26 protein-coding genes are annotated in these 25,380 nt (G+C 61.4%); 16 read left to right on the top strand and 10 right to left on the bottom strand.

Annotation, left to right across the window (positions count from 1 at the left end):
• Positions 1-25: 25 nt before the first annotated feature.
• The 5 genes from ACN50D_RS08895 (at position 26) to ACN50D_RS08875 (ending at position 5,164) form a co-directional block, all read left to right on the top strand.
• Positions 26-730 (top strand): type 1 glutamine amidotransferase, encoded by a 705-nt coding sequence (locus ACN50D_RS08895; protein ID WP_249343016.1) that lies wholly within the window; start codon positions 26-28, stop codon positions 728-730.
• A gap of 119 nt (positions 731-849) precedes the next feature.
• Positions 850-2,019 carry a DUF4185 domain-containing protein gene (locus ACN50D_RS08890; protein ID WP_211921658.1) on the top strand — a complete coding sequence of 390 codons (1,170 nt, stop codon included), beginning with the start codon at positions 850-852 and terminating at the stop codon, positions 2,017-2,019.
• A gap of 22 nt (positions 2,020-2,041) precedes the next feature.
• Entirely contained in the window at positions 2,042-3,304 is a 1,263-nt protein-coding gene (locus ACN50D_RS08885; RefSeq protein WP_003943037.1) for a response regulator transcription factor family protein, read from the top strand.
• A gap of 148 nt (positions 3,305-3,452) precedes the next feature.
• A complete protein-coding gene (locus ACN50D_RS08880) occupies positions 3,453-4,541 on the top strand; it encodes an S-(hydroxymethyl)mycothiol dehydrogenase (RefSeq protein WP_007730860.1) in 1,089 nt (362 codons plus the stop codon).
• Entirely contained in the window at positions 4,538-5,164 is a 627-nt protein-coding gene (locus ACN50D_RS08875) for an MBL fold metallo-hydrolase (protein WP_007730862.1), read from the top strand. Before ACN50D_RS08880 ends, ACN50D_RS08875 begins: the two co-directional genes overlap by 4 nt.
• 49 nt (positions 5,165-5,213) lie before the next feature.
• Here the strand turns inward: ACN50D_RS08875 and ACN50D_RS08870 are convergent, their stop codons facing one another.
• A complete protein-coding gene (locus ACN50D_RS08870; protein ID WP_211921656.1) occupies positions 5,214-6,188 on the bottom strand; it encodes a phosphotransferase enzyme family protein in 975 nt (324 codons plus the stop codon).
• A gap of 82 nt (positions 6,189-6,270) precedes the next feature.
• The gene (locus ACN50D_RS08865) at positions 6,271-6,762 is read right to left on the bottom strand and encodes an Lrp/AsnC family transcriptional regulator (RefSeq protein WP_007730865.1); all 492 of its coding nucleotides are present in this window, start codon (positions 6,760-6,762) and stop codon (positions 6,271-6,273) included.
• Between the two features lie 137 nt (positions 6,763-6,899).
• Between ACN50D_RS08865 and kynB the strand changes: the two genes are divergently transcribed.
• Genes kynB through ACN50D_RS08850 form a run of 3 tightly spaced genes read left to right on the top strand, consistent with a single transcriptional unit; the run spans position 6,900 to position 10,379 of the window.
• Entirely contained in the window at positions 6,900-7,631 is a 732-nt protein-coding gene (gene kynB / locus ACN50D_RS08860; protein WP_211921654.1) for an arylformamidase, read from the top strand.
• Complete coding sequence (kynU, locus tag ACN50D_RS08855) at positions 7,628-8,893, top strand: kynureninase (protein ID WP_211921652.1); 1,266 nt, start codon at positions 7,628-7,630, stop codon at positions 8,891-8,893. Before kynB ends, kynU begins: the two co-directional genes overlap by 4 nt.
• Before the next feature lie 52 nt (positions 8,894-8,945).
• The gene (locus tag ACN50D_RS08850) at positions 8,946-10,379 is read left to right on the top strand and encodes an amino acid permease (RefSeq protein WP_042921602.1); all 1,434 of its coding nucleotides are present in this window, start codon (positions 8,946-8,948) and stop codon (positions 10,377-10,379) included.
• Between the two features lie 13 nt (positions 10,380-10,392).
• On the opposite strand, the gene ACN50D_RS08845 is transcribed toward ACN50D_RS08850, so the two are convergent.
• Positions 10,393-11,049: a dienelactone hydrolase family protein gene (locus ACN50D_RS08845; protein WP_211921650.1), complete on the bottom strand. Its 657-nt coding sequence runs from the start codon at positions 11,047-11,049 to the stop codon at positions 10,393-10,395.
• Between the two features lie 73 nt (positions 11,050-11,122).
• Between ACN50D_RS08845 and ACN50D_RS08840 the strand changes: the two genes are divergently transcribed.
• From ACN50D_RS08840 to ACN50D_RS08825, 4 genes are all read left to right on the top strand, one after another.
• Entirely contained in the window at positions 11,123-12,067 is a 945-nt protein-coding gene (locus ACN50D_RS08840) for a D-cysteine desulfhydrase family protein (protein ID WP_211921648.1), read from the top strand.
• The gene (locus tag ACN50D_RS08835) at positions 12,064-12,921 is read left to right on the top strand and encodes a helix-turn-helix transcriptional regulator (protein WP_030536017.1); all 858 of its coding nucleotides are present in this window, start codon (positions 12,064-12,066) and stop codon (positions 12,919-12,921) included. The genes ACN50D_RS08840 and ACN50D_RS08835 overlap by 4 nt, the downstream gene beginning before the upstream one ends.
• Before the next feature lie 94 nt (positions 12,922-13,015).
• The gene (locus ACN50D_RS08830; protein WP_030536016.1) at positions 13,016-13,999 is read left to right on the top strand and encodes an ABC transporter substrate-binding protein; all 984 of its coding nucleotides are present in this window, start codon (positions 13,016-13,018) and stop codon (positions 13,997-13,999) included.
• 420 nt (positions 14,000-14,419) lie between these two features.
• Entirely contained in the window at positions 14,420-15,586 is a 1,167-nt protein-coding gene (locus tag ACN50D_RS08825) for an alkane 1-monooxygenase (RefSeq protein WP_030536015.1), read from the top strand.
• Between the two features lie 36 nt (positions 15,587-15,622).
• Here the strand turns inward: ACN50D_RS08825 and ACN50D_RS08820 are convergent, their stop codons facing one another.
• Complete coding sequence (locus ACN50D_RS08820) at positions 15,623-16,540, bottom strand: nuclear transport factor 2 family protein (RefSeq protein ID WP_249343015.1); 918 nt, start codon at positions 16,538-16,540, stop codon at positions 15,623-15,625.
• A 32-nt stretch (positions 16,541-16,572) separates the two neighbouring features.
• Entirely contained in the window at positions 16,573-17,211 is a 639-nt protein-coding gene (locus ACN50D_RS08815) for an NAD(P)-dependent oxidoreductase (protein ID WP_030536013.1), read from the bottom strand.
• A 167-nt stretch (positions 17,212-17,378) separates the two neighbouring features.
• Between ACN50D_RS08815 and ACN50D_RS08810 the strand changes: the two genes are divergently transcribed.
• The 3 genes from ACN50D_RS08810 to ACN50D_RS08800 all read left to right on the top strand — a co-directional run bounded on the left by ACN50D_RS08810 (position 17,379) and on the right by ACN50D_RS08800 (position 19,708).
• Positions 17,379-18,350 (top strand): serine/threonine dehydratase, encoded by a 972-nt coding sequence (locus ACN50D_RS08810; protein ID WP_211921646.1) that lies wholly within the window; start codon positions 17,379-17,381, stop codon positions 18,348-18,350.
• A gap of 58 nt (positions 18,351-18,408) precedes the next feature.
• On the top strand, positions 18,409-18,810 hold the full coding sequence (locus ACN50D_RS08805) for a hypothetical protein (RefSeq protein ID WP_037130583.1): 402 nt from the start codon (positions 18,409-18,411) through the stop codon (positions 18,808-18,810).
• Between the two features lie 61 nt (positions 18,811-18,871).
• The gene (locus ACN50D_RS08800) at positions 18,872-19,708 is read left to right on the top strand and encodes a DUF1206 domain-containing protein (protein ID WP_211921644.1); all 837 of its coding nucleotides are present in this window, start codon (positions 18,872-18,874) and stop codon (positions 19,706-19,708) included.
• A 19-nt stretch (positions 19,709-19,727) separates the two neighbouring features.
• On the opposite strand, the gene ACN50D_RS08795 is transcribed toward ACN50D_RS08800, so the two are convergent.
• From ACN50D_RS08795 to ACN50D_RS08785, 3 genes are all read right to left on the bottom strand, one after another.
• Entirely contained in the window at positions 19,728-21,035 is a 1,308-nt protein-coding gene (locus ACN50D_RS08795; protein ID WP_047269434.1) for a serine hydrolase domain-containing protein, read from the bottom strand.
• Positions 21,036-21,117: 82 nt separating this feature from the next.
• Entirely contained in the window at positions 21,118-21,855 is a 738-nt protein-coding gene (locus ACN50D_RS08790; protein ID WP_050655985.1) for an SDR family oxidoreductase, read from the bottom strand.
• Positions 21,852-22,556 carry a TetR/AcrR family transcriptional regulator gene (locus ACN50D_RS08785; RefSeq protein ID WP_042446242.1) on the bottom strand — a complete coding sequence of 235 codons (705 nt, stop codon included), beginning with the start codon at positions 22,554-22,556 and terminating at the stop codon, positions 21,852-21,854. The genes ACN50D_RS08790 and ACN50D_RS08785 overlap by 4 nt, the downstream gene beginning before the upstream one ends.
• Positions 22,557-23,242: 686 nt before the next feature.
• Between ACN50D_RS08785 and ACN50D_RS08780 the strand changes: the two genes are divergently transcribed.
• The gene (locus tag ACN50D_RS08780) at positions 23,243-24,478 is read left to right on the top strand and encodes a hypothetical protein (RefSeq protein ID WP_147308025.1); all 1,236 of its coding nucleotides are present in this window, start codon (positions 23,243-23,245) and stop codon (positions 24,476-24,478) included.
• Positions 24,479-24,491: 13 nt separating this feature from the next.
• Here ACN50D_RS08780 and ACN50D_RS08775 read toward each other — a convergent pair whose 3' ends face one another.
• Together ACN50D_RS08775 and ACN50D_RS08770 are read right to left on the bottom strand one after the other, a co-directional pair.
• On the bottom strand, positions 24,492-25,040 hold the full coding sequence (locus tag ACN50D_RS08775) for an SMI1/KNR4 family protein (protein WP_230793204.1): 549 nt from the start codon (positions 25,038-25,040) through the stop codon (positions 24,492-24,494).
• A 99-nt stretch (positions 25,041-25,139) separates the two neighbouring features.
• Positions 25,140-25,380, bottom strand: a 241-nt coding sequence (locus ACN50D_RS08770) for an HNH endonuclease signature motif containing protein (RefSeq protein ID WP_141695757.1), incomplete at its 5' end; no start/stop codon positions are given.

Here is a 25,380-nt window from a genome sequence, read left to right as displayed (position 1 = left end):
CATCGGGAGCGAAAGGACCGCGAGCATGCATTTTCTGGAGCTACGACACGCGCAGTGTGAACCCCCAGCGGCGTATTCGCCTGTCCTGGAGAGCTACGGAGACGTGCAGACTGTTCTTCTGGGCACCGACCCGCTTCCTGCCGATCGACGGTTCGACGCCGTGATCGTGATGGGCGGGCCGATGGGCGTCGGCGATCAGGGCGAGGTCGAGTGGTTGGCATCCGAGATCGAATACATTCGCGATCTGGTCGAGAGCGACGTCCCGGTGTGGGGAGTGTGTCTGGGTTCGCAGTTGCTCGCCGCAGCGCTGGGTGCTCGCGTCTACACGGGAGCGGTACCCGAAGTCGGAGTTGAGGAGATCACCTTGACTGTCGAGGGCCGGCAAGATCCCGTGTGGGGAGGTCTGCCCTCCACTTTTCCTGCGATGCAATGGCATTCGGATACCTTCGACATACCGAACGGCGCGGTGAGGCTCGCTGGTTCAGCCAAGTATCCGAATCAACTCTTCCGATACAAGCAGAGTTACGCCGTTCAGTTTCACCTCGAAGCGTCCTCCGAGGTGGCGCGCGAATGGATGGAACTGGCCGAGTACCGCGACTCGCTGCATGCTTCGCTGGGAGCGGACGGTCCGCGCATCTTCATGCAGCAGTTGAGTGCAGCCGAGTCGCAGGGGCTCGAGATTGCCGCAGCCGTGATGGAGAAATGGTTGAAATCCATCTCCACCGAATAAGCCCGTTTTGTCCTGATTGACCGATTTACCTGTTACCTTGTGTTCTCGTGGGTGGATGAACCGATCCGGTCGAGCAACACACCTCGTAGAGTCCGGATCTCCCCCGCGAAAGGGGAGCGATGCGCCGGATGCGGAAGATATCGACAGCAGCAGTGACGTGTGTACTCGCGTCGACCGCGGTCTTGGGGGCGACCCAGGCCCATGCATCCCCGTGGGATTGCAATGTCACCGGGAGCTTGGATCAATCAGGTGGGCCGACCAATCCGATTCCCTGGCTCAACGGCACGGATGGCAGACTGCCGGAATTGCAAGGCCGCACCTCGGCGGTCGAGTACATCACGGGCGCGCTCAGCCCCAACCAAACCGTCGAGCGGTTCAATGTTCTCGGCACGGATCTGGGCATCATGTGGGACAACGGCGCAGGTCAGGTCCTGACAGCTTTCGGTGACACCGTCGGTATCGGATCTGACCCTCTGTGCTCCGGGGTGGTCGGCGACTGGCGCAGCAACGTCCTGTTCCGTAGCTCCGACGGAAATCTGTCCGACGGCATGAACATCGACTCCTCACCGACCGACCGACCGAATCACTCGCGCGAGATCATCGGAAGTCTGAAAGTCACCGGCGTCGAAACCAGCAGCATTCCGACGACGGGTATCTCCGTGGGCGGCGTTCAGTACGTCAACTACATGTCGATACGTTCGTGGGGAGGGTCGGGCGAGTGGGTCACCAACTTCTCGCAGATCGCGTCCTCGCACGACAACGGTGAGACCTGGCAGATCGAACCGGCCTCGTCCCGGCCCAATCTGCCGTTGACAGGTAACGACAACTTCCAGATGGGGTCCTTCGTCAAGGACGGTGGTTACGTCTACAACTTCGGTACCCCCGCCGGACGCTTTGGCGAGGGGCGTCTCTCGCGAGTCATGGAAGCCTCCATCGCGGACGTCGCGGCGTACGAATACTGGGACGGAAAGGCATGGGTCCCCAACAATCCCGCTGCCGCTGCAGTAGTTCTCGACGGGGATGTCAGCGAACTGTCGGTGCAGTACAACAACTATCTCGGAAAGTTCGTCGCGATGTACTCCAACGAGTGGGGAGCGCTGGTGCTGCGGACGGCCTCGGACCTGACCGGCCCGTGGAGCGCACCGGACGTCGTGATCGGCACCGACGAGGTTCCGGGACTCTACGGCGCGTACATGCACCCCTGGTCGCAGGGGCAGGACCTCTACTTTCTCGCCACCACGTGGTCCGACTACAACGTGATGCTCATGAAGACCACGCTGCACCAGTGAACCGGATGGTTATCGTTGAACAGTGAGCACCACCGACAATGCGCTACTGATCACCGCCCTTCGAGACGTGTTGGTGGGACCACTTCCCGAAATCGGCCGACGATTTTCGACGCTGATCGCGGACATGGCGCCGCACACCTCTCTGGTGATCTTCACCCGTGAGTGCACCGGTAGGCCGCGCAAGGTTGCCGGGGATCCAGCTGTCGTCGATCGTGTGACCATCGCCGAACTCGACCGTATCCGTACGGATCTCACTGTCGGACAGATATTTCGGGGAAAGTGCGCTATCGCCGGCCGAGACCGTGAAGTGCTCGCGATGCTCGATCGAACAGACACCCTCCTCGTGCTGACGCCACACCCCGGACCGGTGAAGGCGGCATCCCTCGAATTGATCCAGGCACTGTTCGCGGTGACTGCAACCGGAATTCAGCTCCAGGTGCGGAACGCGAGTCCGGCATATCTCGCCGAGTCGCGGGCAGCGTCGTCCGAGCGTGCACGCACCGTGGCAGAGATGACGGAGGTGCATGCGGCCACCCTCGAGACGATGCTGGCGACGCTGCGCTCGGCGGATCTCGACGACACGCGTGCTCGAACCTCGGCCAGGGAGACTGCGGCTTCGGCCCTGATCGGCCTGCGTTCGGCCGTCGACGTGCACCGCGAGTTGGCCGAAGAGTCGACCACCACCGCTTTTGCGCGGATGCGTGGGGAATTGCGTTCGCTGCTCAAGCATCGGGAAATCGCGTTGGAGTTGGTGGAGCCACCCGTCGACGGGCGTGGGTTACCCGGTGAAGTGGCGCACGGCGCCCGCGCGGTCGTCCGCGGCGCGGTCTTGGCCTTGTCGGATCAGCAGACGCTCTCGCGAATCCGGGTGGCCTGGACCCTCGACGCGGCTTCGCTCTCGATCGACATCCGCGACGACGGTGGTGGTGAAGCCGATGTGATCGACGTGGAACGCCAATTACGTTCGAGGGTAGAGACTTTGGGTGGAACCGTCGAATCCGAGTCGACGCCCGGGTGGGGGAACCGGATCAGCGCAACCATCCCGCTCGACGCGCCCGTCGCCCTACCGAACCGCGACGTCCTGACGGAACTGGCTCCGCGGGAGTTCGAGGTACTCGAGCATCTGGTGGCCGGACGGCGCAACAAGGCAATCTCGGAGCGACTCGGCGTCAGTGAGAGCACAGTCAAGTTTCATGTTGCGGGGGTCCTGCGGAAATTGGGCGTCGAGAGTCGGGGTGCGGCCGCCGCCGCGGGCGCGGAGGCCGGCGTGAAGCCCGCGCCCTAGTCCTTTCGGCCAGGTCGGTCAGTCAGTTCGACCAGGGTTGCGGGCACCTGCTTCGGGCTAACCTTTCAACGAGTGCACATATCGCAATGTGAAAACACGGCGCCATGTGACGACACGTCCTCAATCGCACGAAGCCAGGAGCAAAGCCATGCCACAGCAGGTACGCGGCGTCATCGCCCGATCCAAGGGTGCCCCCGTCGAAATCGTCCCCATCACGATCCCCGATCCCGGCGCCAATGAGGTAGTGGTCGCCATTGCAGCGTGCGGTGTGTGCCACACCGACCTGACCTACCGCGACGGCGGAATCAACGACGAGTACCCGTTCCTGCTCGGGCACGAGGCGTCGGGCATCGTCGAGAGCGTCGGCCCCGGTGTCACTCACGTCGAGGTGGGCGACTTCGTCGTGCTCAACTGGCGTGCAGTATGCGGGCAGTGTCGTGCGTGTAAGCGTGGCCGCCCGCAGTACTGCTTCGACACGTTCAACGCCGAGCAGAAGATGACGCTCGAAGACGGCACCGAACTGACGCCGGCACTCGGCATCGGCGCATTCGCAGACAAGACGCTCGTTCACGAAGGCCAGTGCACCAAGGTCGACGCCTCGGCCGATCCGGCTGTCGTCGGACTGCTCGGTTGCGGCGTCATGGCCGGCATGGGTGCCGCGATGAACACCGGCAACGTCGGACGCGGTGATTCGGTGGCTGTGATCGGGTGTGGCGGCGTCGGCGACGCAGCGATCATGGGTTCACGCCTGGCCGGTGCCAATACCATCATCGCCATCGACCGGGATCCACGAAAGCTGGAGTGGGCCACGGAACTTGGTGCCACGCACACGATCAATGCGACCGAGGTCGACGACGTCGTCGAAGCAGTCCAGGAGCTGACCGGAGGTTTCGGCGCCGACGTGGTTGTCGACGCAGTCGGCCGTCCCGAGACCTGGAAGCAGGCGTTCTACGCCCGCGACCTCGCGGGAACCGTAGTGCTGGTGGGAGTTCCGACGCCGGACATGAAGCTGGAAATGCCGCTGGTGGACTTCTTCTCGCGCGGCGGAGCCCTCAAGTCGTCGTGGTACGGCGACTGCCTGCCCGAGCGTGACTTCCCCGTTCTGGTCGACCTGTACCAGCAGGGGCGTCTGCCGCTCGAGAAGTTCGTCAGCGAGCGCATCAAGCTCGACGAGGTCGAGAAGGCATTCGAGACGATGCACCGCGGCGAGGTTCTCCGTTCGGTGGTGGTCCTGTGACATTGCGAGTCGATCGCGTCGTCACCTCGGGCACGTTCAGCCTCGACGGCGGAACATGGGACGTCGACAACAACATCTGGCTGATCGGTGACGACAACGAAGTGGTGATCGTCGACGCAGCTCACACCGCGCAGCCGATCATCGACGCTGTTGGTGGACGCAAGGTGATCGGAATCGTCTGCACCCACGGCCACAACGACCACGTCACCGTTGCGCCGGAGCTGGCCGAGAAACTCGACGCTCCGATCTACCTGAACCCGGCCGACGATGTCCTCTGGGAGATGACTCACCCCGGGGTGAAGCATCTGAGCTTGGAAGACGATCAGCGTATTGCTGTGGCGGGCACGGATATTCTGGCCATCCACACCCCCGGTCATTCTCCGGGGTCGACGTGCCTCTACCTACCGGAGGCCGGCGAACTGTTCAGCGGCGACACCTTGTTCTCCGGTGGTCCCGGGGCAACCGGGCGGTCGTACTCCGACTTCCCGACCATCATCGGGTCCATTCGCGACAAGCTGTTCGCGCTCCCCGCCGAGACCAAGGTCCACACGGGGCACGGCGACGGCACCACGATCGGCACCGAGGCACCGCACCTCGAAGAATGGATCCGCGCCGGATCCTGATGTGATCAGAACGAAAGTGGGGACGCCGGTATCGGTGTCCCCACTTTCGTCACAACGCGGAGGCCCAACCGGCGGTGTCGTTCTCACCCGGGATTGCCATCAGGCCGTGCCACAGCTCGAGGATCTCGAACCATTCTGTCTCGGATCGGCTGAGGGGCCGGACGGATTCGTAGCCGGCGCGCAGGCTCTGCCGTACCGCGATCGGTGTCGGTCGCCAATCGGTGAACAGGGTGCCCAGATAGACGCTTGCCTTGGCCAGGTCGCTCACCCGGTGGTCGATCACCACGTCGTCGAAGTCGAGTACTCCGGTGGTCCGAGAGTTTCGAGTCAAGATGTTGGCTGCACGGAAGTCGTTGTGTACCAGTTGAGTTCGGTCATCGAGCTCGGACGCCCGCGCCAAGAGGTTCGTGAGCCTACGCGTTGCCTCAGGCGCAAACCCGCGGTCGAAATTCTCCAGCCAACCACCGATGCGCTCCTTCAACCCGGTGCTGCGCGACGAGAACACCGATCCGTCGACATGGGTGGCGCCGAGCGTTCGGTGTATTTCTGCCAGACATGCTCCTGCCGAACGGACCGCCGCGCGGTCCTGCACGTCCAACCAATCTCCCGCCAACTCCGGCAGTACGGTGAATGACACTGCGCACGAAGGCCCTTCCAGTGTTTTCCGGTCCAACAGTGTTTCCCGGTCCAATCCGTTCAGGGACGTGATTGGTGACGGAACGGGCATGCCCTGCGCGGCGAGTGCGCTCAGTAGGCGCGTCGACGCCTCCAGGTTCGCGAAGCGCTCTGTGGCGCGCGACCACTTCACCACCAGCCCACCGCGGTCGCTCGCAGCCCACACAATCGCGTTCTGGTCACTGATCGCCATTCGCGAGCATTCGAGGGCCGTCAATCCCCAAGTCTGCTCGAGTACCGCCGAGACCCAATGGGTGGCTGCGCCGAAGCTGTTGAATCCGAATCGCTGCTTCAATGCGGCTTCCGACTCCACCGACTCCCAGAGCATGGACAACCCGAGTGGCAACATGCCGTTCGACTCTAGTGGGGGAAGTTCGAATCGAGGTGTCGATCTCGGAAGCACCCGAAGACGCCTTGGCGACAGCTGCAGTTCAGCCGCCTTGACTCAGTTCGCTGAAGATCAGGTTGGTCTGGGTATTGGCGATGGCCGGATCGTTGAGGTGCGCGCTGACGAAATCGCGAAGCCGAGTGGGGGATTCACACGACACGTGCACCAGGAGATCACGGTCCCCACTCATCAGGAACACTCGCTGAACGGAATCCAATCCGCTCAGGTGCTCGGCAATTTCCGTCATCCGACTTCTGGCGTGGGAGTGAATCAGAATCGACACCATCGCCGAGATCTCGAGGCCGAGTAGCTCGAGGTCTATGTCTGCGTGAAACCCCTTGATGACGCCCGATTCGCGTAGAGCGCGCATCCGCGCCAGAGCGGTCGACGGCGCTATCCCGACCTTCTCGGCGAGTGCGTTGTTGGGGATGCGTGCATCCCGGACGAGTTCGCGGAGAATCGCCGTATCGACGTCGTCGAGCCGAACATGATTCGGCCGAGCTGCGGCAGCTGCCCGTTCGATCGCATTTATCATCCGATTTCTCCCTGCCGTCGCGAAAATATTCAGCATCTATTGACCGCGCCCGTCGATGATCCTAGCTTTTGCCAAACACATCGAATTATCAAACGGTCGAGATCGACACACTCGACTGTTGCGACGAAGGGGTCCGGATGGTTCCGAGGATCGGCCGACACACGGGCGACGGACACATGGGCGACTGGGTGGCGCGGTTGATCGACATCAGCCCGCCGATCTCCGAATCGACGCCCGTGTGGCCAGGTGATACCGCCTTCAACCGGGCTGTTACGTCAGACCTGGGCGGCAGTGACGCCGTCACCATCAACAGAATCACCACAACACCGCATATCGGTGCTCACGCCGACGCACCGGCGCACACCCGCATCGACGGTGCGCCCATCGGTTCCGTTCCCCTCGAGCCCTATCTCGGTGAGGCCCTGGTGGTCGACATGACGGGGGTCGACGGTGCCGCCTGCATCAAGCCCGTCGAAGAGACGGTGGAGCGACTCGGCGGCCATCTGCCGCAACGGCTGATTCTGAGGACCTACCCGAAGTACCCGAGCGAGTGGGACAACGACTTCGCCGGCGTTTCTCCGGACCTGACTCACTGGTTCGCCGACCGCGGGGGCGTTCTGATCGGAATCGACGGCGCCTCGTTCGATCCGATGGACAGCAAGACCATGGACGGGCACCACGCGGCAAGCGATCGTGGCGTCGCGATCCTCGAAGGACTGTGCCTCGACGAGGTCGACGAAGGCTACTACGAGTTGATCGCACTGCCGCTGAAGTTCCTCGACCTCGATGCCAGCCCGGTACGCGCCGTGCTCCGGACTCTGCCTTCATCACTTTCAACGCCGACACATGCAGGAGAAGAATCGTCATGACATCGACAACCACCCTTTCGTTGGAAGACTGCGTCAAGGCCGACTCGCTGGATCCCCTGAGGGAGTTCCGCCGCGAGTTCGCGATTCCGGAGGGCGTTCTCTACTTCGACGGAAACTCGCTCGGCGCGCGTCCCATTGCCGCACAGGAATGCGCCGCGAGAGTGATCGGCGACGAGTGGGGCAACGGCTTGGTTCGCAGTTGGAACGAGGCTGGATGGTTCGACCTCCCGGTCCGCCTCGGTGACAAACTTGCCCCGTTGCTGGGAGCAGGTGAAGGCGAAGTGGTAGTGACGGATTCGACGTCGATCAACCTGTTCAAGGCATTGGCCTCCGCACTGTCCATCGCGGCTGCACAGGATCCCAGCCGGAAGGTGATCGTCTCCGAGCGAGACAATTTCCCCACTGACCTCTACATTGCGGAGGGCATCATCTCGCTGCTCGATCAGGGATACGAACTACGCCTGATCGACCAACCGGGCGACGTCACCGAAGCAGTAGGACCGGACACCGCCGTAGTGATGTTGTCGCACGTCAACTACCGCACCGGAAACCTGTATGCGATGACGGAAGTCACTGCAGCAGTGCAGGAACGTGGCGCCCTCATGATCTGGGATCTCGCACACTCGGCCGGCGCCGTCACTGTCGATCTGAGCGGTGCCGACGCCGACTTCGCGGTCGGGTGTACGTACAAGTACCTCAACGGTGGTCCGGGTTCGCCTGCATTCATCTGGGTCAACCGTCGCCATCAGAACACCGGAATCCAGCCGCTGTCCGGGTGGTGGGGGCACGCGCGACCGTTCGCGATGGAGTCGGCCTACGAACCCGGCGCAGGAATACGGCGCTTTCTGAGTGGTACTCAGCCCATCACGTCGTTGTCTCTCGTCGAGTGTGGTCTTGACGTCGCGCTCAAAGCTGACATGGCCGACATCCGCAGCAAGTCGCTCGCGCTGGCCGATCTCTTCATAGACCTCGTCGAGGAGCGTTGCGCTGATTACGGTTTGCAGTTGATCACGCCGCGCGAACACGAGCGTCGTGGATCGCACGTGAGTTTTGTTCATCCCGAGGGCTATTCGATCATGAAGGCTCTCATCGCGCGGGGCGTCATCGGCGACTACCGCGAACCCGGAGTGCTGAGGTTCGGTATCACTCCGCTCTATCTCGGATACGCCGACGTGTGGAACGCCGTCGACGTGTTGCGAGACATCCTCGAGAACAAGTCCTGGGATCGCCCCGAATTCCGCGAGCGCGACGCAGTCACCTGATTCTTCCAAGTTTCCGCGGACCGGGAGGTACCGCCTTTCGCAAGGAGCTTTCATGAGTGATTTCAAAAACATTCAGCAGCGAGAATCAGGTCTCAAACGCGAACTCGGCCCCAAGCAGATGAGCATGATCGCGCTCGGCGGTGCAATCGGCACCGGACTCTTCCTCGGCAGTAAGTTCGCCATCGGATTTGCCGGCCCGAGCGTCATCATCAGTTACGCGATCGGCGGGTTGATCGCCCTCCTGCTGATGGGTGCCCTTGCCGAAATGACTGTTGCACATGCGACATCAGGTTCGTTCGGTGCGTACGCAGAATTCTACGTCGGACCGTTGATCGGCTTCCTCGTTCGCTATCTCTACTGGTCATGCATCGTCCTCGCGGTCGGGACCGAGGTCACCGCGATCGGTGAATACATGCAGTTCTGGTTCGCCGACGTACCGTCGTGGCTGTGGATCGTGTTGTTCTCCGGAGTGCTGATCGGCGTGAACATGTTCAACGTCAAGGCCTTCGGAACGATGGAGTACTGGTTCTCGACGATCAAGGTCTTCGCGATCGTGGCGTTCATCGTGATGGCAGCGTACGTCGTGTTCGGTAGCGGAAACCCGGACTACGGATTTCACAATTACACGGCCGGTGGCGGATTCTTTCCGAATGGTTTGTCCGGCATGTGGTTTGCCGTGATTGTATCGATCTTCAGCTACTTGAGCATCGAGATGATCGCCATTGCGGCCGGTGAGGCGGAAAACCCCGCGGTGGCGGTGAAGAAGGCATTCCGTGTGACGATCGTCCGACTGTTCGTCTTCTACATCGCAACCCTTGCTTTGATTCTGGCAATCGCTCCGATGGACAAGATATTGAGTGGCGGAAGCCCTTTCGTTACGGTGATGCAGGTTGTGAAGATTCCGGGCGCAGACAGTGTGCTGAACTTCGTGGTGATCATCGCCGCGCTGTCCGCGATGAACAGTCAGCTGTACGTGTCTTCGCGAATGATGTTCTCGCTCTCCCGTGCTGGTGACGCGCCGGCCATTCTCGGCAAGGTCAGGGCCAACGGCTCACCGGTCAATGCCTTGCTGCTGTCGACGTCGGGTATCGCCGTCGCAACCATCGTCTACGTGCTCTTTCCCGAGCAGGCATTCACCTTGATGATCTCGCTGTCGATGTTCGGGGCGATGGCGACGTGGCTGCTGATCTTCGTGACGCACTGGTTCTTTCGCAAGCGGATGGCAAGCGAAGGACGAACCCTCTCGTTCACGATTCCGTTCTTCCCGGTGGGGACGATACTGGGTGGTGTCCTCATGGTCGCGATCCTCGTCACGACATTGTGGGTCGAGGATTTCAAGATGACCTTGGTGTTCGGGGTGCCGTTTGTTCTTGCCGTGATCGGCATCTACTGCTTCACCCGATCACGTCGGGCGCAGAGTCGAGCGGTAACGGCTGAACAGGTTCAGGACGAGATCACCGGCACGGTGGTCAAGCGGGTTCCCTGACTTACATTGGCAATCAAAGGGTGTCGGCGAAAAACTCCATAGTGCGGGTCCAGGCGAGGGCAGCAGAATCCGGGGCGTAGTGGCTGGCCGAAGTGTCGTTGTTGAACGCGTGGCCGGCGTCGGCATAGCGGTACACCCGGGCGAGATCGGACGCGGTTGCGCGCAATTGCTCGACGCTCTCCGGCGGGATACTCGGATCGAGGTCGCCGTAGTGACCGAGCCACGGGACCTGCAGTTGCGCTGCAAGTTCGGTGCCTGCGGCAATCCCATCCCATCGGGCTTCTGCAACGCCGCCACCGTAGTACGTGACAGCGGAATCGACGAGGGGTACGGCGGCACACCACAGGGATGCGGTGCCGCCCATGCAGAATCCGAGGGAGCCGACTTTGTCTGCTCCCTCGGATCGGCTGTAGTCGACGGCGGCACGTACGTCGTGGCCGATGCTTGTGCCGTCGAGTGCCATGAGCGCATCCTTCGCGGACGGGAAGTCGGTGAAGGAGGTCTGTGCGCCGCGATGGTAGAGATGCGGGGCGACGGCAAGGTAGCCGCCATCGGCGAGACGCTCGAGGATGCTCTCGATGTGCTTGTTCACGCCCCACGCTTCTTGGAGAACCACAACCGCATGCTTCGGTTCTCCTGGCGAATCCGGTCGGCTGACGGTCAGCGGCACGTCGTGTGTGGTCGTCGTGAAAGTTCCTAGGCGAGCCCAGACTGTAGACGGACCGTCGAATTAGACTCGTCAAATGTTGAGTTCCGCCGTACAGCCGATCATCTTGGGCAGTTGGCCGACGCCCGTCGAACCTCTGGCGCGTTGCGCGCAGGCACTCGGATTGGGGCCGGAAGACCTGTGGATCAAACGTGACGACGTCACCGGCCTGGGCGGTGGCGGCAACAAGATCCGAAAGCTGCAGTACACCTGCGCTCAGGCTTTGGCCGTCGGCGCGACGACACTGATCACTACCGGTGCACCGCAAAGCAATCACGCTCGCTTGACTGCGTCGGCAGCAGCCCGTTTGGGATTGCGTTGTGTGCTGGTGCTCGGTGGTGCCGAGCCGGAATCCGCGCAGGGAAATCTCGTTCTGGATGCACTCGCGGGCGCTGAGATCGTCTGGGCCGGTGGGGACACGGCATCCGCGCTCGACGCCGCGGCGCAGGCCGTCGCTGACTCGGGCGGAGTTCCTTTTGTCATTCCCTTCGGTGGTACCAGCGCGGTGGCTGCGCAGGGATATGTGGACTGCGCACGCGAGATCGAGCAGCAACTCTCCGGCGTCGATCGCGTCGTGGTTGCTCTCGGATCGGGCGGAACGATGGCTGGACTTGTCGCGCATCTGGGCGTCGACAGAGTTGTGGGCGTTGATGTCGGGGCTGTTGCCGATCCAGTGTCGACTGTCGCTGGGTTGTTGGACGAGATGCCTGGTCCGGCTATGCGAGCCGCAGATCTTCAGATCCTGCGAAACCAAGTTGGACAAGGATATTCGACGCTCACGGAAGCATCAGCCGGCGCGATTCGATTATTGGCTCGTACGGAGGGCATCTTCCTCGACCCGACGTACACCGGCCGAGCCTTTGCGGGATTGATCCAACTCGTGAAGGACGAAGCCATCACGGCGGGATCAAAAACGGTCTTCCTGCACACCGGTGGGTTGCCTGGCCTGTTCGGACATCCCGAACTGTCGACGCTGCGGTGAGCGAGCAGATCGACTACCCGCTCAGCAGTCCGCTCGACGAACTGTCCGAGTGGCAACGCGTCGTTCGACCGCTGCGCGTCAGTGCCGACGGGTATCTGCGTTTGGCGACCAATCGGCTGGCCGTCGATTCCGACTACACGTGGGAGATGCACCGCCACAGCGATCACGAATTGCTGTGGGCGATCGACGGTGTTCTCGAGGTCCGTACTCCGGAGACTGTGTACACGGTGCCGAGCGGGGTCAGTCTGTGGATCCCGTCCTATGTTCCCCACGAGGTGACGGCGCGTAGCGGCACAGAATTGTCGTGCACGTGGTTGGTGGCATCCGATGTGACCGGGTTGGATCGTGTGGTGGCCTTGTCCACCCCTCCGCTGCTCGAACAAGTACTCGATCACCTCACCCGAGACGACTTGACCGACGCGGCTCGTCGACGAGCCGAGGCGTTTGCCATCGACCTCGTCGAACCCGTTCCGCGACTGATTTTCGATGTGCCGCTGCCGACGACGCCGTGGCTTCGGCAGATCGCAGATCAGTTGGTTGCCAGCCCGGCCGACACCCGATCGGTCGAGGAGTGGGCCACCGACGCGAAGGTCAGTACGAGGACTCTCACACGACGGTTTCCGGCCGAGACCGGATTGACCTTCTCGGAATGGCGTATGCGACTGCGGGCTCATCATGCGATGCAACTTCTGGCACTCGGTCGAAGCATCTCGTTTGTGGCGCGGAAGACGGGTTTTCGTTCCGAAAGCGCGTTCGGTGCGGCTTTTCGTCGAACGATGGGCGTGACGCCGGGGGAGTTTGCAAGCCTGATCGATCATCCGCGCGCGCCAATGACCGATTGGCTACAGGACTAGTCCGAACAGCGACTCAAAGCATCTCGATCGGACTTGTGCCGTGCCGCAGAATGAACTTAGGGTTGGCTAAACAATCACCCTGTAGGAGTTCTGCGTGCGCGCAATTCGATCATTTTCTTTCGGTTCCAGAGTCATTGCAGCGGCGGCGGTTGCCGTCGTAGGTGCGATGGTGGTGACCGGCTGTTCCTCGTCGTCGGCCGACTCCGAGCAGACGGACGTCCGGACCGTCGCGTCGGCGTACGGGGACATCGAGGTTCCGGTTTCACCTGAGCGCGTCGTCGCCGCGTCGTACGACACTCCTTGGCAGCTCATGTCCCTCGGAGTGAAACCGGCTGCTGTGCAGGACTACGGCAAGTGGATCAGTGAATTCACGCCGGAGCAGCAGGCCTTCGTCGACGGGCTCCCGACCATCGGGCCTTTCGGGGAAATGAACTTCGAAGCGATCGCTGCGGCGGATCCCGACATCATTGTCGGCGACGCCGACGAGGTGGACCAAGCGGCGTTCGACCGTCTGTCCGGCATTGCACCCACCGTCATCGTCAAGGGAGAGAGCCGAGGCGACTGGAAGAAGATCACCACCGAGCTTGCTGAGGCAATTGGCAAGACCGACGTGCTCGAGTCGACGCGGACTGCTTACGAAGAGAATCTCGAACGTGTCCGTGGCGAGTACGCCGACGTGATCGCGACCAACAAGTGGATTCACATTTCACTCGGAGACGCGCCCGGCGCTTTCTCGGTTCAGCAGCCCACCGGTGCGATCGGCAATTTGGTGGTCAACGAACTCGGATTGGCGTACGGGCCCGGTGTTCCGACCAATTACACCGATGCCGGATACGCGTCCTATCCGATGGAGCAGTTGGCCGACATCCTGAACGGCGTGACGGTCGTGCTGTATCCGCTGAACGCGGACGGGTCGACCAGTGCGGCGGTTCAGGCGGTCCTCGACGACAACCTCTTCACGAGGCTGCCGGCGGCGCAGGCCGGGCACGTCTTCGGATTGCAGTCGAGCGTCACAGACTTCGTGACCGCGAACGGTTGGCTGAACGAAGTGAAAACGAAGGTGTTTGCAACGCTCTGACGCTTGCTCACCTTTTCACTGCGTGCCCGCAACTGACCAGTTGAGGGCGCGCAGTCTTTTTGGTCGCCACTACGAGCGGAAATCCTGTCCTCTGCTTATGATTTCTGTCACTGCCGGTTACCGTTACTTCGACGAGGGCGACGCGGTTCGACCTTGCCTTGGCAGGGATCATCGATCCTCGGCGACGTGCGGAGGTGGTCGCCATCCCCGCAGATCCGTGGGGTATTTTGTCCGTATCTACTGTCGGGGTGAGCAGTGATGTGCGGGGGAGTTTCTGGTGAGTACAAGCGCTCGTGCCGTCTTTCGAGCAGGGCGCTCTGGATTTCGGGACCATACCCGTCCGGGCATTAGTTCTGGTTTGCTGAGCGTGAACGGTGCGTGGGGCGAATCGTTCGAGGGGACGAAAGGCGAGATCGGCGAATGACAGCGACTTCCGACGCACGGCGTACCGAATCGAACGCTGTCCAGAACACCGACTCGCCGTCCGGCGAAAATCCGCGCTGGCGCGACCGCAAGAGGTACCTGTGGCCGCTCGGATTGCTGATTCCACTCAGCCCGTTCATCTCCTGGTTTCTCGTCGACAACCTTCGTCTCGGATTGTTCTGGGCGACCGGCGCGTGGCTACTGGTCATCGTCATCCCGATCATCGACATGCTGGCCGGTGAAGACGGCGAAAGTCCGCCGGACGATGCGATCCCACGACTGCAGAAGGACCGCTACTACCGCTGGTGCACTTACGCGTTCCTCCCCTTGCAATACGCCGGTCTGGTCTTCGCCTGCTGGTGCTGGATCAACGCTCCGATGGGAATCGCGGAGAAGATCGCGATGTCGTTCACGGTGGGCGTCGTCGCCGGCGTCGGTATCAACGCGGCCCACGAGCTCGGCCACAAGAGCGAGAAGATCGAACAGTGGCTCGCGAAAGTGGCGCTTGCGCAATCTCTCTACGGGCACTTCTACGTGGAACACAATTTCGGCCACCATGTGCGTGTAGCTACTCCGCAGGACCCGGCCAGCTCACGGTTCGGTGAGAGCTTCTGGAGGTTCTTGCCACGAAGTGTGTTCGGCGGGCTGCGTTCGGCATGGCGCATCGAGAGCGCTCGACTCCAGAGGAAAGGCAAACGAACCTGGAGCTTCGAGAACAATATTCTCAACGCTTGGGCGATGAGTGTTGTCCTCTTCGCGACGCTGATCGGTATCTTCGGTTGGGAGGTCGCGCCCTGGCTCCTGCTGCAGGCAGTTGCCGGATTCACCTTCCTCGAAGCCGCGAACTACCTCGAGCATTACGGCCTGCTGCGTGGCAAGCGTGCCGACGGCTCGTACGTTCGCTGCAGCCCCGCTGACAGTTGGAACAGCGATCACGTCGTGAGCAATCTGTTTCTCTACCAACTGCAGCGGCACAGCGATCACCACGCCAACCCGAAGCTGCGGTACCAAAGTCTGCGTAGCGCGGCCGAAGCGCCGCAACTTCCGGCCGGCTACGCAGTGATGATCGTGATCGCGTGGATTCCACCGCTGTGGCGCCGGGTGATGGATCAGAGATTGTTGGACTACTACGACGGCGACACAGAACGAATCAACGTCGGCTGATCCGCATCCCTCTCTGAACTGTTCGGAGTTGCCGTCTCAGCGACCGTCGTCCCACACGGTGTTGCCGCTTGCAGTCGTCGACGGGTAGTCCTGGACGGCGTCCCAATGCTCGACGATTTTGCCGTTCTCGTCGAATCGGAAGATGTCCATCGAGCCGCTGCCGGCCGTTCCCTCACCGGACGAAGCGAAGGTCTGAACAAAGACGAAGTCGCCCTCGGCTACCGTCCGTGGAAACTTGGTGGCCTTGTCTTCGGTAACGGGTTCGATCCCGGCCAGTGCGGTGACAAATGCGTCCTTGCCGTCAGCGAACGAGGGGTTGTGCTGCGTGTAGGTCGGACCGACCAGCTGGTCGGCAGCCTCGGCGGCTTTGCCTTCGTTGAAGGCGAGCTGCAGGAACGTCAACGCGTTGGCCGTGTTGCGCTCCAAGACTTCTGACGACTTGGACGGCGACGAGGTGGGTCCGTCGAACATCGTGTTCGGATTCGCGGACGTTTCCGGCACGTCTTGAATGGCATCCCAGTGTTCGACGATCTTGCCGTTGTCGACGCGGAAGATGTCGAGTACCGCCTGGCCGCGGTCGCCGGGTGCAGACGTGGTGTGGGACTGGAGGGCAACCAGATCGCCCTCGGCGAGAACGCGAGTGATCTCGGCATGCAATCCGGGTGTGGCCTCGACGTAACCGCCTATGCCGCTGACAAATCCGGCTGCCCCATCGGCGGCGGTGGGGTTGTGCTGGATGTAGACGTCGCCAAGGTACCGGTCGGCGGCTTGCTGAACCTGACGGCCGTTGAACGCCAGTTCGTAGAAGTCCGTGACGACGGTCTTGTTGGATTCGAGTTGATCGCCCTGTTCGGCAACAACGCTCGTGGACGTCGTAGAACTGCTGGGCGTTGCGGATTCCGCGTCGTTGGAGCACGCGGTGAGCAGGAGTGCGGCGGCAGCGGGAACAGTCATCCAGGCTGCGCGCCTACGAAGGTTGCTCATATTCAGTGTGCGACGGTGAAACGCTGGCGACGGTGGGCCGGAGTCTCGATCTCGTCGACAAAAGCGTGTGCGTAGTCTTCGCCCGCGATGGCGGAGTTGCCCTCGGCGTCCGTCAGGAGAATGTCGCCACCCAACTGGAACGATCCCTTCGGGGCGACGCCGGCATGGGCACCGAACGCAGCGGCCGGGCTCACGTAGAACCAGTCGACATTGCTGTCGGTCGCGCGGAGCGCATCGAGGACGTCGGCGTGAGCGAGTGCCTCACCCTTGTATGCGTCCGGGAAGTCGGGGGTGTCGACGACGCGTGGCCCACCCTCGGAGACCAACAGGCTGCCGGCGCCACCGACTACGGCAATGCGAGCACCGTTGCGTGCGGCGGCATCTGCGAGGGGAGTGACGGCGTCGAGCAGGCGCTTGCCGTCGATCTCGCGAGCGGGGATGGCAACGACAACGACGTCGTTGTCTGCCGTGATCTGCTCCACGATCGTGTTGTCGTGAACAGAACCCTGCACGACATTCGTGTCGGTTCCGGACTGCGCGCTGCGAGCGACGACGGTTACCTCGTGGCCGCGTGAAGCGGCTTCTTTCGCGATTGCGCTTCCTGCAAAACCGTTTCCACCGAATACTGCGATCTTCGACATGGGGTGTGCCTTTCCTTGATGTCGTCGTTGTGCTTGTAGTAGTAAATTTATTCACCCCGAGGTGCATTGTCTCGGTCAGATGCGGGCATTCCTTGGTGAAAAACAGACATCATGATGACGATGGGCCGACTGCTTCGGGTCGACGTTGCGAACCGTAGGGTTGGTACATGACTCTCACCGCCGACAACAATGCAGGTCCAGTGGCAATCGAGCGCTCGGACGTCGAAGCTGCGCGGACTCGTATCGCGGGACTGGCGCGGCGTACTCCGATCTTTCGCACTGCGCTACCGACGCCACACGGTGAGGTGCCGGTTCTGTTCAAGCTCGAGTACCTCCAGCACGGCGGTTCCTTCAAAGTGCGCGGCAGTCTCAATGCAGTGGAACGAGCGGTCGCCGACGGCACCATGCCCGATGCCGGCGTGGTGATCGCGTCTGGCGGCAACGCTGCAATCGGGGCCGCGTGGGCAGCGCGGCGACGAGGACTCACCTGCACAGTGGTGGTGCCGGAGACAGCGCCTGATGCCAAGGTGAAGGCTCTCGGAGAGTTGGGTGCAACCGTTCACAAGGTAGGCGACCGGTATGCACTCGCTGCTGCCGCTGCGGCGGACATCGCACGCACCAGCGGTGCGCTCGAACTGCACGCCTACGACCTGCCCGACATCGTCAGTGGGGCCGGCACCATCGCTCTCGAGATCGAAGACGACGCATCCGGACCGATCACGTATTGCGTTGCAGTCGGCGGCGGCGGATTGGTCTCTGGAATCGTCGCGGCGGCTCGTCCCGAAGATCACGTGGTAGCCGTCGAGCCGACCGGGGCTGCCACCTTGCGCACCTCGCTCGATGCGGGGCGTCCGGTGGATATCGAAGTGAACAGCATCGCCGGAGACTCGTTGGGGGCTACACGAATTGGCGTCATTGCCTGGGAGACACTGCATGAGAGTTCGGTAGACAGTGTTGTGGTCGAAGATGATTCGATCCGGCAAGCGCGGGCATTCCTGTGGCGGGAGTTCCGGATTCTGGTGGAGTTGGGAACCGCAGCAGCATTGGCTCCGGTTCTGAACGGAACGGTGTCGCCGCCGTCCGACGGTGAACTGTGCGTGGTTCTATGCGGAGCCAACACACATCCGACCGACCTGTAATTTCAGCGTATTTGTTTGCCTGCGTGTGAGAAAGTCGCAGGTGGGTACCTCTCGCAGTATGAGTACCAGCAGCATTATCTGGATAATTGTTGCCGTGGTCGTGGTGATAGCGATCGTGGCCGCACTCCTGTGGGTGGCGCGAAACAGGCGTGACGAGCGTCGTCACATCGAGGCAGAACAGATCCGCGAAGACGTCGCAGACAAGTCACTGCAAGTAGGCGAGCGCGAGGCGCGGGCAGAAGAGACAGCAGCCAAAGCGCGCATGGTGCAGGCAGAGGCCGACGCCAAAGCGGCGGAAGCGTCTGCGCTGCAACATCATGCAGCGCAGCATCGGAAAGAGGCGACGAGTTCTCGCGACGAACTGAACCAGCAACGAGATCATGCAGACACGATCGACCCCAAGGTTCCCAACCCCGAAGAACCGCGGTCGACGCCGGATCAGAACCCTCGAAACCCTTGATCTCGAAACACTTGATGCAGGCGTTCGAGGGAAGCGTCTGCCCGTATATGGTTCGACGATCATGATGAATAAAGAATCGTCACCGCACGACCAGAAGAGCGTTGCGTCCACGGCGGCTGACGTCGCACAGAACAATGTCTTCGAGCGCTTTGCCCGTGCCGGATTCGTCGTCAGCGGTGTGGTTCATCTGCTGATCGGATATATCGCGATCCGCCTTGCTCTCGGTGGATCCGGGTCTGCGGACCAATCGGGTGCGATGGCCGAGTTGGCAGGAAAGCCAGGGGGTGTCTTCGCTCTGTGGGTCGGCGTCGTGGCCTTCCTTGCCATGGCGTTGTGGAGATTGGCCGAAGCTGCGTTGGGAAGCTCGTCGTCGCCGTCCTCTGACGACAAGAAGAAAGAGTTCTTCAACCGCGCAAAGGCTCTGGGCATTTCGCTCGTCTATTTCGGTTTTGCGTTCACTGCATTCGGATTCGCCCGCGGTAGCGGGAAGTCCAGCAGCGGTCAGAGTGCGGGGATCACGGCGCGTTTGATGGAGAACACGCTTGGAACTATCGCATTGGTGATCGGCGGGATGGCGATCATCGCTGTTGGTGTGTACCACGTGTACAAGGGCGCGAGCCAGAACTTCCTCGATGATCTGAAAGGCACACCCAGCAACTTCGTGCGCCGACTCGGAACCGTCGGGTACGTCGCCAAGGGCTTGGCCATCGCTGCAGTCGGCATTCTGGTTCTTCTTGCGGTCAACAGTTCCGAACCCGGCAAGTCCTCCGGACTCGACGGAGCGTTCAAGACGCTGGGCGCGCAGCCGTACGGAGTGGCGCTGCTGATCCTTGCCGGATTGGGCATCATCACCTACGGGCTCTACTGCTTCGTGATGGCACGCTCGACGAAGATGTAGCGCCCGTAGGTAAGTGGGCCTATCCGAATGACCCGGTCTGGAAGCCGACGTCGCTGCCCGACGAACTTCCCGTCGAGCTACCGAATATCGGTCGTCTCGGAACCAGATCATGCATCAGGTTCACGGCTGCAGGGTCGATCATCGCCGCATTTCCACCGTTCGCCAGAATCGTGATCGACCAGCCGCTGTCGGGAACCAGCAGGGTGATGCAGTTGGATCCCGAGCTGTCTCCGTTTTTCTTGGCGAACCGTTGTGGGAAGTTCGGCGTCGGGGGTTGGAGCTGCCACGCCATTCCCATTCCGAATGCAGGATTCTCCGGAGCTTGCGTGTCGATCTGCTCGAGCATCGAGGTCAGGACTGGTTTGAGCGGGTTGTTTCCGTAGCCGAGAGTTGTTGCAGCCCAGATCGACATGTCCTCGGCGGTGCTGACCAGCCCACCCCCGCCTGCGATCGCACCCGTGTTGTTCCACAGAGGCGCTCGTGTGCCGTCGAGGTAGTACGGAACGGCAAGGTCGGTTGCTTTGGTCTCGATCACGGTACCCATCATCCCGAGCGGGTCGGTGATTTCGCGGGCGACTGCCGCCGCGAATGGTGGTTTCTCTTGTCCCGGAATGATTTTGTCGGCCATGAGTGTGCCGAGCAGTCCGAACCCGAAGTCCGAGTACAGCCAGTGGCTACCGGGGGCGAACTCCAAGGCGCCGGCGTCTTGGAGTCCTTTCCAGAGCATATTTCTGGTGTACTTCGCCTTCTCGTCCGTGCACGATCGTGTGGGATCGGCACACCCCGCCGAAAGATTGGGCGGGTCGTCGCTCAGGCCGGAACGGTGGGTGACCAGTTGGCGAAGCGTGATCTCCTCGCCGCCGATGCCTTTCGGCAGCGGGTTGCCATCCGAATACTTGCTCGCCAGGTCGTCCAATCCGACTTCTCCCCGAGAGATCAGTTTCGCCAGTAGTGCAGCGGTGAAGGTCTTGGTCTCCGAGGCGATCTCGAATTGCGTTCGTGGAGTGACTCTCACGCCGTTTTCGACGTCGGCCTGGCCGTAGTGGTACGTAGTGGTGACACTCGCCTTGCGGTTCTTCTCATCCGGTTTGACGATAGCGAAGGCAAGGCCGGGAACGCCGCTGTTCAGCAGTGTCTCTGCGACGCGCTGCACCGCTTGGGCTTCCGCAGGATCGCCGACCCGCGAACCTGGATTGGGTGCCGTGGGGCCGGCGGCGCCGGCGGTCGAGGAGGTCGCGAGGGTTATGACCGCGGTTGCCGCCAGCCCTGCAACGCTGATGAACTGCCGTCGTGACGTCCGGGCGGACCCTCGATCCTGGTTATCCATTGTTTGCACATTACAACCAAAGTCGACTGGTTTGACTGTTTTGTCGGAATTGCCAAGGTGTGGTCCTTAGGCGATGGTTTCGCTAAATCACGCCGCCGTTGACGTAGATGACCTGGCCATTGACCCAACGAGCTGGGCCGGCGAGAAATGCGACAGCCTCCGCGATGTCCATCGGTGTGCCGAGGCGTTCCAGGGGAGCCAGCTTGGACAGGTTCTCCACTGTAGCTTCGTCTTTCCCGTCAAGGAACAGATCGGTGGCCGTGGGGCCTGGGGCTACGGCGTTGACCGTGATATCGCGTCCCCGTAGCTCTTTCGCGAGAACCAGAGTGATCGCGTCGACAGCACCTTTGGTGGCGGCGTACGCGGCATAAGTCGGAAATGCCAGCTTCTTCACGGAGGTGGAGAAATTGATGATCGCACCACCGCGCCGGACACGTCTGGCTGCCTGCTGGTCGACCACGAAGGTCCCTCGGACGTTGGTCCGATGCATCCGATCGAAATCGTCGAAGTTCAGTTCTGCGACGGTGGAGAGGATCATGATTCCGGCTGCGTGAACGACGACGTCGATGCCCCCGAACTCCTCCTCGACCGTATCGAACAGTGTGGCGACTTCACCTTCGTCGGCGACGTCCGCATGCACCGCGATGGCGCGACCGCCCGCAGCGACGATGGCGTCAGCTGTTTCCTGGGCGCGTTGAATGTTTCCTGAATAGTGCACGGCGACAGCCATTCCGTCGGCGGCGAGCTTCTCGGCAGTCGCTCGCCCGATGCCGCCGGACGCTCCGGTGACGATGGCGACGCGGGTGGTGGTGTCAGTCATGATGTAACTCCTGAACTGGTTTCGGTTGCATCGGACAGCTTGCGAAGCCACTCTCGTAGTAGGCCGACTTCGTTGGCGGAGAGAGAAGTTGAATCTGCAGCGGCCAGTTGGGCGTCGAGAGTAGATGCAACTCTGTTGAGTGAGGTTTCCGGGTGGGCGCCGGATTCGTCGATGATGGACGCGAAGATTCCGTCGCGAACTCGCTGTGACAGCGTCGGATCGGGGTACTGTTCCGGCCTGACGACGAGCATCAGAGCGACGCCCGCATTCGCGGACATCACCATCTGCGTAGCCACGTCGACCGATACGGTCAGAACACCTGCCGCAGCGCATCGTTCGAGAACGGATCGAAGTAGCGCCTGGGCCTGCAGGGCGGTGTCGGCGCTCTGGGCGGAAGGTGAGTGCATCAAGCGGTAGTGAGCGGGATGCGCGAGCGCGAAGGCGGTGTGCGCATCCCAGCCGGCCCGCAGATCGGCGACGGGGTCATCGGAAGGTGTCGCAGCCCGTTTGCCTTCGAGGTATTCGAAGAAGCCCGCCTCGACGACGGCTGCGAGCAGTCCGTCCTTGTCGCCGAACTGACGGTAGAGCGCGGGGGCGCCGACGCCGGCCATCTCGCACACGGCGCGGGTGGATATGTCGCCGTTGGGGGAGGTGTTGAGCAGCTCGGTTGCCGCGGCCAGAATCTTTGCTCTCGAGCTCATAAAAACAACGCTAACAGAATTATGTGATCATCGCTACCGGGGTGAAGAGGCGCTTTGGTGTGTCGGTGTCCGTTGGATGGACTACAGATACCTAGTCCCAAGTCGTGTTAAAACTCTCTGAGTTCGCCCTGTCGATGGCATGTCCCTGCTCAGGAGCGAAAATTCAGGAGGTTCTACCGGTGAAATACCCTTCGGCTCGGTCAGTCATAGTCTTCGTGTTGGCGATGCTGTGCTTCCCGCTGCTCTCGTGTGGTTCGTCCGACACTCCCGTGGCAACAGCTGCGCCCGTGACTGCAACTGTCGAGGCCTCGGCAAGTGATGGGCCCGTCGAGGCTGAAGTTGGCGAGGACGGTGTATCGGTCAGTGGGAAGATCGGTCAGCTCGGTGTCACTGCAACAGCGCCCGCGGGAGTCGCGGATATCGGGACCACGCTCACGCTATCGAGTGGCGTCGGGACGAACCGTAAAGTCTTTCCGGCAGAGTTGGTCTCGACAATCCCGGCGCAGCTCACTCTCGAAGACGGACTGCAGCCCAGGAAGCCGATCACGTTGACCTTCGACTTGTCCGGACAACCCGAGATCGTCCGACAGATCAGCGATTCCGTTCGACCGATCGTCGCGGTCAACTCCGATGATCCTGTCAGTAGTGACCTGCTTCCTGCCGAATGGAACGCGGTGTCGAAATCCGTGACGACTACAACCACTCACCTCAGCAGCTTCCAAGTCCTCCTTACCGACGTCGGGCAAGTGCTCACCGACTCTTTCACTCAGGTATGGGTGGCGAGTGCAGGAGGATCCGATGAATTATGCTCTGAGAAAAGCGAACTCGACCTTGCAGGCATGAAATACACGCTCACTGCCTCTAAATCGGGGGTAGTTGCTGCTTGCCTCCGCGCTGCCGAGGAAGGGATCGCCGTCGACTTTGCCACGAAATCCGCACAATATTACGAAGTCAATTCCCAACCGCCCGGCCAATTCGTGAATCAAGGGCCGTTGCAAGGGACTGATCAACTTGCAGTATTGCTTCGATCCAGTTTAAGTGGCGGGAATTCGGGACTATTGACCCCGAAAGGCGCTGGCACACTAGTGTTACCTGCCGGCACGGCCACGGGAGTCGTCCGCCTCGATGTCGATGCCGCCGCACTACAATTGGAGACGATTCTTACCGGTCTCGACATGTACGGGATCCAAGGAGACGAACTGGTCGATGCATTTCAGGCGACCAAATCTGCCTACGACTGTTTGGTGACGGTATACGAGAGTTTGACTGACCCGAGTAAGGCCAGCGTCGGCGAATTCACCAAGGTGCTCGGCGATCTCGCTCAATGTGGACTTGCCGGGGCGACAGGCGCAGTAGGCGACAGTCAAGGTCGGATTCTGCACAAGATGAGTGTCGTCACGTCCCTGTTCACCGCGCTCCCGAGTCAGTTGATGGCCAATATCACGGGAATCGCCGGCGAAATTAATGGTGACAATCACCTCGAATACACCCTGGAAAGTAGGGGACCTGTCCGCGCGACCTCGACTGCGCCGTCGCCGAACAATACTGGCGCCACTCTCGAACTGATCACGAAGATCACCCCAAACGGATTCGGGTTCACTCGTGGGCCAGATCATTACGAGATTTCGGACGTTCACAAGAACAACGGTCGTTTCTACGTGGACGTCAATTACCACTGGAAGCTGAACCGACCAGAAGGCAGCGACCTCGGATACTGCAGAGCTCACGCGCGAATTACCAACAGTGAGGGAACAGAAATCGCGCGCTACGACGACACCGGATTCAACATCTGCCAAGGGGGCGGAGCCTTCGGTACCAACACCCCTATCTACGATCCTGGCACCTACACTGTCACTGTCGACGTCGAAACTGAGCGCGGTGCAGCTCTGAGCATCGCTCGGGACTTCACCGTCGATCAATGACCGGACGTGTAGATCAGAGCGCGGTGGGCTGGAGTGGTTCTATGTCGGAGGTGCGAGGTCCGAACAGGCCCATAGCCCGGGTGCGAATGGACGGTAGTGCTTCGTGGATGCTCCCGCCGAGACGGTGGAGAGAGTTGAACGAGCGTGATTCCCAAACCGGAAACTCTCCGTCGGTGTCGCGTGATGCTGTGTCCCACAGGAGGGCGTCACCGTTTTCGCTCCATCCGAAAACCTGCAGCGAGTCGGGGAGTGACCAATCGCCGTCGGGTTCGATCATCCAATCGAACTCGTCATCCTGTCCTTCTCTGTAGACCGAATGAAGATGGGCGGTGAGGTTGCGGGCGCGCCCTTGCCAGCCGTCGGCAAATCCGGGAAGGACGGGCGGATAGATGAGCCAGAGTCCGAAGGTCCGCGCCCAACCTGCGTGCCTGATGAATGCGCGATATGAATCGGGGAAGCCCTGCCGGTCGGGAAATCGATAGGAATCCATAAGGGCAAAATCGATATGCGCGAGCGTCGGTCGGCCGTCTACCGTCAGCGCGTTGGTTCCCTGTGCAAACACACCCTCAACGCTAGCAATAGGGGATACCGTGCCGCCCTTTCCGGCTATCGAAGCACGCCGGAATGGGTCACCGAGGCGTTTGCTCGGTGACCTCCGGGTTCAGAGTCGTGTGGTGGAGCGGCGGGGTTTCCGGTCGGGGTCGATGCCCGGTGGTGGGATGAACCAGGGCAGGTGATCGGTGCCCATTCGGATTTCCCATTTGCCGGTGAATCCGGGTTTTCGGTGCATCAGGGTGTGGTGGGTTCGGCAGAGTAGGACCAGGTTGTCCATGACGGTTGGTCCTCCTTTGGCCCAGTGTTTGATGTGGTGGGCGTCGGTCCAGGCGGGGACGCAGTCGCAG

It is taken from the genome of Rhodococcus sp. SB1D (assembly GCF_048573875.1).
Taxonomy (GTDB): Bacteria; Actinomycetota; Actinomycetes; order Mycobacteriales; family Mycobacteriaceae; genus Rhodococcus_F; species Rhodococcus_F qingshengii.
Note: the sequence above shows the minus strand (reverse complement) of the source record. Positions and strands in the feature narration are given on the sequence as shown.

Coding starts and splice junctions, on each gene's coding strand:
- ACN50D_RS08805 (WP_037130583.1), top strand. CDS start 18,409: ATGAGTACCAGCAGCATTATCTGGATAATTGTTGCCGTGGTCGTGGTG.
- ACN50D_RS08810 (WP_211921646.1), top strand. CDS start 17,379: ATGACTCTCACCGCCGACAACAATGCAGGTCCAGTGGCAATCGAGCGC.
- ACN50D_RS08795 (WP_047269434.1), bottom strand. CDS start 21,035: ATGGATAACCAGGATCGAGGGTCCGCCCGGACGTCACGACGGCAGTTC.
- ACN50D_RS08880 (WP_007730860.1), top strand. CDS start 3,453: ATGCCACAGCAGGTACGCGGCGTCATCGCCCGATCCAAGGGTGCCCCC.
- ACN50D_RS08815 (WP_030536013.1), bottom strand. CDS start 17,211: ATGTCGAAGATCGCAGTATTCGGTGGAAACGGTTTTGCAGGAAGCGCA.
- ACN50D_RS08785 (WP_042446242.1), bottom strand. CDS start 22,556: ATGAGCTCGAGAGCAAAGATTCTGGCCGCGGCAACCGAGCTGCTCAAC.
- ACN50D_RS08820 (WP_249343015.1), bottom strand. CDS start 16,540: ATGACTGTTCCCGCTGCCGCCGCACTCCTGCTCACCGCGTGCTCCAAC.
- kynB (WP_211921654.1), top strand. CDS start 6,900: ATGGTTCCGAGGATCGGCCGACACACGGGCGACGGACACATGGGCGAC.
- ACN50D_RS08895 (WP_249343016.1), top strand. CDS start 26: ATGCATTTTCTGGAGCTACGACACGCGCAGTGTGAACCCCCAGCGGCG.
- ACN50D_RS08840 (WP_211921648.1), top strand. CDS start 11,123: ATGTTGAGTTCCGCCGTACAGCCGATCATCTTGGGCAGTTGGCCGACG.
- ACN50D_RS08790 (WP_050655985.1), bottom strand. CDS start 21,855: ATGACTGACACCACCACCCGCGTCGCCATCGTCACCGGAGCGTCCGGC.
- ACN50D_RS08825 (WP_030536015.1), top strand. CDS start 14,420: ATGACAGCGACTTCCGACGCACGGCGTACCGAATCGAACGCTGTCCAG.
- ACN50D_RS08850 (WP_042921602.1), top strand. CDS start 8,946: ATGAGTGATTTCAAAAACATTCAGCAGCGAGAATCAGGTCTCAAACGC.
- ACN50D_RS08870 (WP_211921656.1), bottom strand. CDS start 6,188: ATGTTGCCACTCGGGTTGTCCATGCTCTGGGAGTCGGTGGAGTCGGAA.
- ACN50D_RS08865 (WP_007730865.1), bottom strand. CDS start 6,762: ATGATAAATGCGATCGAACGGGCAGCTGCCGCAGCTCGGCCGAATCAT.
- ACN50D_RS08800 (WP_211921644.1), top strand. CDS start 18,872: ATGATGAATAAAGAATCGTCACCGCACGACCAGAAGAGCGTTGCGTCC.
- kynU (WP_211921652.1), top strand. CDS start 7,628: ATGACATCGACAACCACCCTTTCGTTGGAAGACTGCGTCAAGGCCGAC.
- ACN50D_RS08890 (WP_211921658.1), top strand. CDS start 850: ATGCGCCGGATGCGGAAGATATCGACAGCAGCAGTGACGTGTGTACTC.